This window comes from Halocynthiibacter sp. (assembly GCF_049608145.1).
Lineage (GTDB): Bacteria > Pseudomonadota > Alphaproteobacteria > Rhodobacterales > Rhodobacteraceae > Halocynthiibacter.
This window is the reverse complement of sequence record NZ_JBMYXF010000019.1, coordinates 45,938-54,485: the sequence shown is the minus strand read 5'-3', so window position 1 is coordinate 54,485 and position 8,548 is coordinate 45,938. Positions and strand designations below refer to the sequence as shown.

Genomic DNA, 8,548 nt, shown 5'->3' with positions numbered 1-8,548 from the left:
GGTTCGCAAGCGAAGCAGCAAGCGTATCTGGTTCCGACAGATAAGATCTGACGCGTATCACTGCCGAGAAATACAAAAGGCCCGGAGAATTCTCCGGGCCTTTTCAATTTGATATTCAAGTCAGTGCAGGAACACCCGGTTCGGATGCAATTCACCGGCTTTATAAACCCCCACGGCGATTGCTTTTCCATCAAGCGATGCCCAGGCTTCGTCGCCATATTCCGCATCAGATGTCAGAACCAGGCCGGGATTGCCGTTTTTCAGTCTCACCGCGCCATCTGCAGTGGTCTTAACTTCGGGAATACCATCCAGACCCACCTCAAGCGGATGCATATATTGATCCAGCTCTCCGGTTTTGGCCAGTTCTTCGACGGTGTCCATGGTGATCCCGTCTTCCACTTCGAACGGGCCCGACCAGATGCGGCGCAATTCGCGCACGTGACCAAGACAGCCAAGTTTTTCGCCAAGATCGCGCGCAATGGAACGCACATAGCCACCTTTGCCGCAGGCCATTTCCAGTTCAACATGATCTTCGTCCGGGCGTGACACCAATGTCAGTTCATCCACCCACAAAGGACGCGCGGCAATTTCAACGTCTTCGCCATCACGCGCCAGTTTATAGGCACGCTGGCCATCAATTTTAACGGCTGAAAATTTTGGCGGAACCTGCATGATATCGCCGGTGAAATCTGCCAAAGCCGCCTTGATTTCATCGTCAGTCGGGCGCGCCGCGTTTTCTGCGATCACTTCGCCTTCCTGATCATCGGTATTGGTGGCCTGCCCCAGACGCACGGTAAAGCGGTAAGCCTTCAACGCATCGGTGATAAACGGCACGGTTTTTGTCGCCTCGCCCAGCGCGATCGCCAGAACACCGGTGGCATCCGGATCAAGCGTGCCCGCATGGCCCGCCTTTTTGGCGTCCATCGCCCAACGTACCTTGTTGACCACAGCACTTGAAGTAATGCCCGCAGGCTTATCAATCACCAGCCAACCGGAAATATCGCGACCTTTGCGTTTACGCGCCATGTTCAGACCTGTCTTCGTTTAAGGAAACCGCCTGCTACCCGGCAGCGGGCGCTGCGTCAAGATCCCTAACGGGGTTTGACTGTTCCGACGATCACCCCAAGAGAGAACCCAAAATCAGACCGACCGCTGATACTGTCGTAAAGACGTGACACTTTCCCGTCGAAATAGAGCGCATTGGGCAGGTTCAGATGATCGCGAAACAGGGTTGCGAAATCATGGAAATTCACGCGTTCATTTGAAATCGCAAACACCGCACGTTGCCCATCAGCAGAAGTACCCACACCGTTGCGGATATATTTTGACGTGCCGCCCGGCAAAAGACGCGGGTGCAATGCCCCATCAATCACCAGCATCGGGCCGGATTGTGTGGCGTATTCGCAGGTCAGGTTGTTTTCACGGAACGTATCGGTTTCGATGACATTCAGCATATCATTGATGCAAAACACGCCATTGGGTGTCAGGCCAAAATTGCCATAACCACCGCCCGACGCCAGCGGGCTTTTGATGTTGCCCTGTTCGACATAGAGGCCAACCGGGCTGTAATCATCGTGATACATGCCCGCGTTCATCGCAAAACCAAGCATCTGGTCATCCGGCAGAGTGTTGTTGATGGTTGAGAAATGCCCCATCACCTCGCCGGTTTCGTCGGAATGAAACAAGCGCAGGTCTTCATCTGCGCTCACTTCACAAATTGTATAAGACTGATCCAGCCAGATCACATCCTCACACGCGGCTACCGCGTCCTGCGCAAAAGCAGATGCGCACAGCAGGCAGGTGAAGAATGTGACAAGGTTTCTCACAGATCGCCGCCCTCATCCGGTGCAGCAACATCACGTTGCACGGTTTCATTTTCCAGCAGACGGCGGGTTGCATCCATCTGATCAAACGTCATGTCGATTTCATAGCGCAGTTCAGGCGTATGTTTCAGCGCCATTTTCTTGCCAATCATACGACGGATTTCGTGCCGGTTCTTACGCAGCAACGCAAGGGCGTCTTCGGCCCCTTCACCCCCCAAAGGCAGGATAAACGCAGTTGCGATGTGCAGGTCAGGGGTGCAGCGCACCTCGCCCACGGTGATGGAAATACGGTTCAGATCCGGATCATGGATATCACCACGCATCAGGATTTCGGACAGATTGCGGCGGATCAGTTCGCCAACGCGAAGCTGCCGCTGAGACGGGCCACGCCCGGAGCTATGAGAATTCTTTGCCATATCTCACATGTAAATGCGCAACACGTCCTGTGCAAGCAGGGGTTTTCACCATGGCAGAGACCCGCTATTGCAAAGAACAGGATAACAGGAGTGCGCAAGATGACAGATCTTCCCGGTGTGGTGATTACAGGGGCGTCCGGCCGTATGGGGCAGATGCTGATTAAAACGATTACCGGCGGTGATAAACTGCGTCTGGTTGCAGCACTTGAACGCCCCGGGCATGACTGGATTGGGCGCGACGTGGGCGAAGCCATGGGCGGACCTGCCATTGGCGTGACCGTCACCGATGATGCGTTGGAAGCGTTTTCCAAAGCCCAGGCGGTGATTGATTTCACATCGCCGGATGCGTCTGTCGCCTTTGCTGATTTGGCCGCTCAGGCACGCGCGGTGCATGTGATTGGCACGACCGGCTTTGAAGACCACCATATTGAACGCCTTGGCTTTGCTGCCCTGCACGCGCGCATCGTGCGCGCTGGCAACATGAGCTTGGGTGTAAACCTGTTGATGCAATTGACGAAAAAGGTTGCAGCCGCCTTGGATGAGGATTTCGACATCGAAGTCATTGAAGCCCACCACAATCAGAAAGTCGACGCCCCATCCGGCACGGCCCTGATGTTGGGCGAAGCCGCCGCCGAAGGGCGTGGTGTGGATCTGAACGACGTGTCTGACAATGCCCGTCACGGTATCACCGGCAAACGTACCCGCGGTCATATCGGGTTTTCCAACATTCGCGGTGGCGACATTATTGGTGAACATGATGTGTTATTTGCCGGCCCCGGCGAACGCATCACCCTGCGCCACGCGGCCAGTGATCGCGGCATCTATGCACGCGGCGCAATCAAAGCGGTGCTTTGGGGGCTGGATCAGAAACCCGGTGCCTATGACATGCTGGATGTGTTGGGTTTGAATTAAAGTTCAGGCTGACCGGTAAAATTTTCGAACCCATCTGTGGTGCTGACAACGGACGCTTCAAAATGTTCGATCATCGGCATCACGATGGGTTCAACTTCTTTTAACCATACCGGCCCATCATAGAATGTCTCTTTGATGGTTTCTCGCATCTCTTGACTTGCAAAAGCACGCATCCAATGCACCATATTCGGGTTTTCTTCATCCCGCATCGGGCCAAAAACCAACATTCCGGCATCGCGCAGCGCCTTGCGGTTCACCGTTTCGAAAAACTGTATGAATTCTTCGCGCTTGCCAGGTTTCAAAGTATATCTGCGAATTTCAATAATCATTGCGTTTCCCGATCAGAAATCGACCGCGATTCCTTTTTTCTCCCAGTCGCCGTAGCGCACGGGTTCCGGACCATCACGCCCGCCCAATTCAGTGGGCAATGCATCATCACTCGCCGCCTTTTTGCGTGCGGCCGCTTCCGCCAGGGCACGACCTGCGGGCGTGGAAAGATCAAATTTCTCTGGATTTGTCTCTGTCTCTGACATGACGGGCCCCTTGCACAGCTTGTGGTGTTCGCTTCTCTCATATAGGGAAACAGGCCTTACCGGCAAGCAGAGGGCGCGGATATGGCAGAGCAAGGATCATCTGGGCAGGGTCTGGCAGCACGACAGGCAGCAGCGGCGCTTTTGCGTGGCGTTCTTATTGATGGCAAATTGTTGTCCGAACTGCCCACACCGAAATTGCAGGACGCCGGTGATCTGGCGCGCGCGCAACGGCTTGCGGTAACAACCCTGCGCTGGATGGATCGGGCGGACCGTCTGCTTGGGCGTTACCTGCGTAAGATGCCCCCCCCCGAAGCTATGGTTCTGTTGCGCTTGGGCACGGTTGAGATTTGCGAAGAATCCGCCGCAGGACATGGTGTTGTGAATGCAATGGTCAGCCTTGCGCAGAAACACCCGGATACGCGCCATTTCAAAGGCTTGATCAATGCGACCCTGCGCAAAGTGTCAACGGAAGGCCCCGCAAAATGGGCCAGTTTGCCCACGCCGCAATTGCCGAAATGGCTGCGCAAACCGTTGATCGCGGATTACACCAAACCCGTGATTGCAGCGATGGAGGGCGTGCAAGCAGGCCTGCCGCCACTGGATATCACCCCCAAAAACGGTGACAGCGCGGCGCTGGCCGCACGCCTGGGCGGAGAGGTCATGCCGGGTGGATCCGTACGCCTGCGCGAATATGGTCAGGTCAGCCGGATGGACGGTTTTGCGGAAGGCGACTGGTGGGTTCAGGATATGTCTGCGGCCCTGCCTGTGCAGCTGTTGCAGTTGAACGACGGTGAAAAAGCACTGGATCTTTGCGCGGCCCCGGGCGGGAAAACCATGCAGATGGCCGCCCTTGGCGCAGATGTCACGGCACTGGATCTGTCCGAAAAACGCATGCAACGGGTGCAGGAAAATCTGACACGCACCGGGCTAAAGGCCAATCTGGTTACAGGGGACGCGCTGGAACATCAGGGGCAATATGATGCAATCCTGCTGGATGCGCCTTGTTCTGCGACTGGCACAATGCGACGTCACCCGGATCTTGCACGCGCCAAAGACGGATCTGATTTCCCTGGGTTATTTGAATTACAGGAACGCATGATTGATCACGCTCTGACCTTGCTTGCCCCTGGTGGGCGGCTGGTTTTCTGCACTTGTTCATTGTTGCCGGATGAAGGGGAAATCCAGATCGAAGACGCGCTGAAACGTCATAATGATCTAGAAGTCGCTGATATTGACCTGCCCGATCTGCCCGGGGAATGGCGCAGCAAAGAAGGAGGCCTGCGTCTGCGGCCTGATTATCTGGCGGAACAGGGCGGCATGGACGGCTTTTATATGGCAATACTGCGCAAAACCTGAAACGAATTCCCCGGTGACAGCCCATCGGGGGCGGTTTATGTTGATTTGACCTCCGGACCCTGATCCGGCGATTCACATTTTCCATCGCAAAGGGCACATGCCCGGCGAGCCCAGATAAAACAGGCAGGCGCGTGGCAAGAAGCGAAACACTGAATGCAAAACTGATACGTCTGGCGAATCGTTTCCAGGCGCGCAGATCATCGCGGGCCACCCCGGCGACAGGTTTTGTGTCACAGCCTGAACCGCGTACTTTGGGGTCGTTCGCCCGAGGACGGCAACTTTGTGCCGGTAATTTCATGTTTGCGGGTCACCTGATCGAAGCACGCGATACAATTCTCTGGGATATTAAAGCGCCGTCTCTGGCCTATGACGAAGCCCTGCATGGTTTCACCTGGCTGGATGATCTGGCCGCCGTCGGGGATCTGCATGCGCGCAAAAAGGCCCAAATCTGGCTGGCAGAGTGGATCCAACGGTTTGGCGAAGGCAACGGTGCCGGCTGGACACCTGATCTGACCGGCCGCCGTCTGATCCGTTGGATCAATCATGCATTGTTTCTGCTGAACAACATGCCTGACGGAGATCCGGAACAATATTTTTCCAGCATGGGTCAACAGGTGATGTTTCTGTCGAAACGCTGGAAAGCCGCCGCCCATGGCCTGCCCCGTTTTGAGGCCCTGACAGGTCTGATCTATGCCGGACTGGCATTAAGTGGCATGGATCACCTGGTGAAACCGGCTGTTGAAGCCCTATCGCAGGAATGCACGTCACAGATTGACGAACAAGGGGGCATCCCCACCCGCAATCCAGAAGAGCTATTGGAAGTTTTCACTTTGTTGACATGGGCTGCAGCGGCTTTGACCGAAGCAGGCAAACTGGCATCTGCGGAACATATTGCAGCGATTGAACGCATCGCCCCAACCCTGCGCAGCCTGCGTCATTCCGATGGCGGCCTGGCCAGATTTCACGGCGGCGGGCGTGGGATTGAGGGACGGCTTGACCACGCGCTGGCCGCATCAGGCATCCGCGCCAAAACCCGCAAAGGCCTGTCTATGGGATACGCCCGCCTGCAGGCTGGGCGCACCAGCGTTGTGGTGGATGCCACATCCCCCCCCGAAGGAGAATTTTCCGCCAACGCACATGCATCGACCTTTGCACTGGAACTGACATCAGGCCGTCGCCCCCTGATCGTGAACTGTGGCTGTGGTGCGGGCTTTGGTGAAGACTGGCAGCGGGCCGGACGCGCGACACCGTCCCATTCGACACTTGGGCTTGTGGGTTATTCTTCGGCGCGCCTGGGCACTTCGGGATTTGTTGGCGGTCAGAAACGTGAACTGCTGACCCAAGGCCCAAAAGACGTTCTGCTTGAACCGAACACGGGTCTTGAAACCCTGCATTTTCACGGCGGCCATGATGGGTATCGCAACAGCCATGGGCTGACCCATGTGCGCGAACTGAACCTTGGAGAAGACGGGCGCACCCTGATTGGCGAAGATACGTTGGCCGCGATCACGGACCAGGACAAACAGAAATTCGATCTCGCGATGGACCAGGTCCAACTGCAGGGCATTGAATTTCAGGTGCGTTTTCATCTACATCCCGAAGTGGACGCCACGCTGGATATGGGTGGAACGGCTGTCTCTCTGGCGCAGCGCAGTGGCGAAATCTGGGTTTTCCGCCAGAATGGCAGCACCGGGATCAGTCTAGAACCGTCTGTTTATCTGGAAAAAGATCGTATTAAGCCACGTGCGACGAAACAAATCGTTCTCTCTGGCCGCATTATGGGGTATGCCGCGCGCATAAGCTGGACGCTGGCCAAAGCGCAGGACACTCCGACTGCTGTACGTGACCTGCAAACTGACGCGCCCGGCTTAGAAACGTGACCTTGTTCTGAAGCAATCCAGGAAGCCCTGATGACCGATCATTCCCCAATCCGCCGCGCCCTTATTTCTGTTTCTGATAAAACCGGGCTGATCGACCTTGCCCGCGCTTTGGCGGACCGTGGAGTTGAACTTTTGTCTACCGGCGGTTCTGCCGCAGCCATCCGCGATGCGGGCATTGCTGTAAAAGACGTATCTGACATCACCAACTTTCCGGAAATGATGGATGGTCGTGTGAAAACGCTGCACCCGAAAGTGCACGGTGGCCTGCTGGCGCTGCGTGACAACAAGGATCACGTTGCCGCAATGAGCGAACATGGCATTGATGCGATCGATCTGCTGGTTGTGAACCTTTATCCGTTCGAAGCGGCCCTTGCGCGTGGGGCTGAATATGACGAAATGATCGAAAACATCGACATCGGTGGCCCGGCGATGATCCGTGCGGCTGCGAAAAACCATGGTTTCGTAACAACCGTGGTGGATGTGGAAGATTACGACAAATTGTTGGGCGACATGGATCAGCACAATGGCGCGACCTGCCCGAAGTTCCGTAAAAAGCTGGCGCAAATCGCTTATGCCCGCACTGGTGCTTATGATGCGGCTGTGTCCACTTGGATGGCGTCTGCGATTGGTGTTGAAACCCCACGTCGTCGTGTGTTCGCGGGTGAGCTGAAGCAAAGCCTGCGCTACGGCGAAAACAGCCATCAGCAGGCAGCTTTTTACACAGATGGTTCCGCACGCCCAGGTGTTGCGACCGCGGTGCAATTGCAAGGCAAAGAACTGTCTTACAACAACATCAATGACACCGACGCCGCCTATGAATTGGTTGCGGAATTTGACCCGGCCGAAACCGCCGCAGTTGCGATCATCAAACACGCAAACCCGTGTGGTGTGGCGAAAGGCGCAACCTTGGTGGAAGCCTATCAGAAAGCTTTTGACTGTGATCGCACCTCTGCCTTTGGCGGGATCGTGGCGCTGAACCAACCGTTGGACGCAGAAACCGCAACAAAAATCGTTGAGATCTTTACTGAGGTTGTGATTGCGCCAGGTGCCTCTGATGAAGCAAAAGAAATCTTTGCCGCGAAAAAGAACCTGCGCCTTCTGTTGACCGATGCCCTGCCTGCGCCGCGTGCCTCTATCACCGCTTATAAGCAAGTGTCTGGTGGCATGCTGGTTCAGGACAAAGACGTGGGTTACGTCGGTATGGACGACCTGAAAGTCGTGACAGAGAAAGCCCCGACAGATGAACAGATGCAGGATCTGCTGTTCGCTTGGAAAGTTGCGAAACACGTGAAATCCAACGCGATTGTTTATGTGAAAGATCACGCCACCGTTGGCGTTGGCGCCGGCCAGATGAGCCGCCTTGACAGTGCCAATGTGGCCGCGTCCAAAGCCCAGCGCATGGCGGATGAATTGGGTCTGAATGCCAGCCTTGCCAAAGGATCTGCGGTTGCGTCTGATGCGTTCTTCCCCTTTGCAGACGGTCTGCTGGAAGCGGCCGCTGCGGGTGCCACATGTGTGATCCAGCCAGGTGGGTCCATGCGTGATGACGATGTGATCAAAGCCGCAAATGATGCGGGCCTTGCCATGGTCTTCACCGGCATGCGCCACTTCCGTCACTAAATTACAGG

9 protein-coding genes are annotated in these 8,548 nt (G+C 55.8%); 4 read left to right on the top strand and 5 right to left on the bottom strand.

Annotated features, from left to right (window positions below; translation table 11 throughout):
- Positions 1-120 precede the first annotated feature (120 nt).
- The 3 genes from truB to rbfA all read right to left on the bottom strand — a co-directional run bounded on the left by truB (position 121) and on the right by rbfA (position 2,239).
- A complete protein-coding gene (gene truB / locus ACPGUT_RS08030; protein WP_423990159.1) occupies positions 121-1,026 on the bottom strand; it encodes a tRNA pseudouridine(55) synthase TruB in 906 nt (301 codons plus the stop codon).
- Positions 1,027-1,091: 65 nt separating this feature from the next.
- Complete coding sequence (locus ACPGUT_RS08025) at positions 1,092-1,826, bottom strand: phosphodiester glycosidase family protein (RefSeq protein ID WP_423990157.1); 735 nt, start codon at positions 1,824-1,826, stop codon at positions 1,092-1,094.
- Positions 1,823-2,239, bottom strand: a complete 417-nt coding sequence (gene rbfA, locus ACPGUT_RS08020; RefSeq protein WP_423990155.1) for a 30S ribosome-binding factor RbfA — start codon at positions 2,237-2,239, stop codon at positions 1,823-1,825. Before rbfA ends, ACPGUT_RS08025 begins: the two co-directional genes overlap by 4 nt.
- A 99-nt stretch (positions 2,240-2,338) precedes the next feature.
- Between rbfA and dapB the strand changes: the two genes are divergently transcribed.
- Positions 2,339-3,151 (top strand): 4-hydroxy-tetrahydrodipicolinate reductase, encoded by an 813-nt coding sequence (gene dapB, locus ACPGUT_RS08015; protein WP_423990153.1) that lies wholly within the window; start codon positions 2,339-2,341, stop codon positions 3,149-3,151.
- Here the strand turns inward: dapB and ACPGUT_RS08010 are convergent.
- On the bottom strand, positions 3,148-3,480 hold the full coding sequence (locus ACPGUT_RS08010) for a putative quinol monooxygenase (RefSeq protein WP_423990151.1): 333 nt from the start codon (positions 3,478-3,480) through the stop codon (positions 3,148-3,150). The two genes, dapB and ACPGUT_RS08010, sit on opposite strands and share 4 nt — an antisense overlap.
- Before the next feature lie 12 nt (positions 3,481-3,492).
- A complete protein-coding gene (locus ACPGUT_RS08005; RefSeq protein ID WP_423990149.1) occupies positions 3,493-3,684 on the bottom strand; it encodes a DUF1674 domain-containing protein in 192 nt (63 codons plus the stop codon).
- Between the two features lie 81 nt (positions 3,685-3,765).
- On the opposite strand from ACPGUT_RS08005, the gene ACPGUT_RS08000 reads away from it, so the two are divergent.
- The 3 genes from ACPGUT_RS08000 to purH all read left to right on the top strand — a co-directional run bounded on the left by ACPGUT_RS08000 (position 3,766) and on the right by purH (position 8,540).
- The gene (locus tag ACPGUT_RS08000; protein WP_423990147.1) at positions 3,766-5,040 is read left to right on the top strand and encodes an RsmB/NOP family class I SAM-dependent RNA methyltransferase; all 1,275 of its coding nucleotides are present in this window, start codon (positions 3,766-3,768) and stop codon (positions 5,038-5,040) included.
- A gap of 131 nt (positions 5,041-5,171) precedes the next feature.
- A complete protein-coding gene (locus ACPGUT_RS07995) occupies positions 5,172-6,920 on the top strand; it encodes a heparinase II/III family protein (RefSeq protein ID WP_423990145.1) in 1,749 nt (582 codons plus the stop codon).
- 30 nt (positions 6,921-6,950) lie between these two features.
- Positions 6,951-8,540: a bifunctional phosphoribosylaminoimidazolecarboxamide formyltransferase/IMP cyclohydrolase gene (purH, locus tag ACPGUT_RS07990; RefSeq protein WP_423990143.1), complete on the top strand. Its 1,590-nt coding sequence runs from the start codon at positions 6,951-6,953 to the stop codon at positions 8,538-8,540.
- Positions 8,541-8,548: the final 8 nt, after the last annotated feature.

Bases quoted from the DNA above. Each gene is read 5' to 3' on its own strand.
- truB (WP_423990159.1), bottom strand. From the start codon at position 1,026: ATGGCGCGTAAACGCAAAGGTCGCGATATTTCCGGTTGGCTGGTGATT.
- rbfA (WP_423990155.1), bottom strand. From the start codon at position 2,239: ATGGCAAAGAATTCTCATAGCTCCGGGCGTGGCCCGTCTCAGCGGCAG.
- dapB (WP_423990153.1), top strand. From the start codon at position 2,339: ATGACAGATCTTCCCGGTGTGGTGATTACAGGGGCGTCCGGCCGTATG.
- ACPGUT_RS08010 (WP_423990151.1), bottom strand. From the start codon at position 3,480: ATGATTATTGAAATTCGCAGATATACTTTGAAACCTGGCAAGCGCGAA.
- ACPGUT_RS08005 (WP_423990149.1), bottom strand. From the start codon at position 3,684: ATGTCAGAGACAGAGACAAATCCAGAGAAATTTGATCTTTCCACGCCC.
- ACPGUT_RS08000 (WP_423990147.1), top strand. From the start codon at position 3,766: ATGGCAGAGCAAGGATCATCTGGGCAGGGTCTGGCAGCACGACAGGCA.
- purH (WP_423990143.1), top strand. From the start codon at position 6,951: ATGACCGATCATTCCCCAATCCGCCGCGCCCTTATTTCTGTTTCTGAT.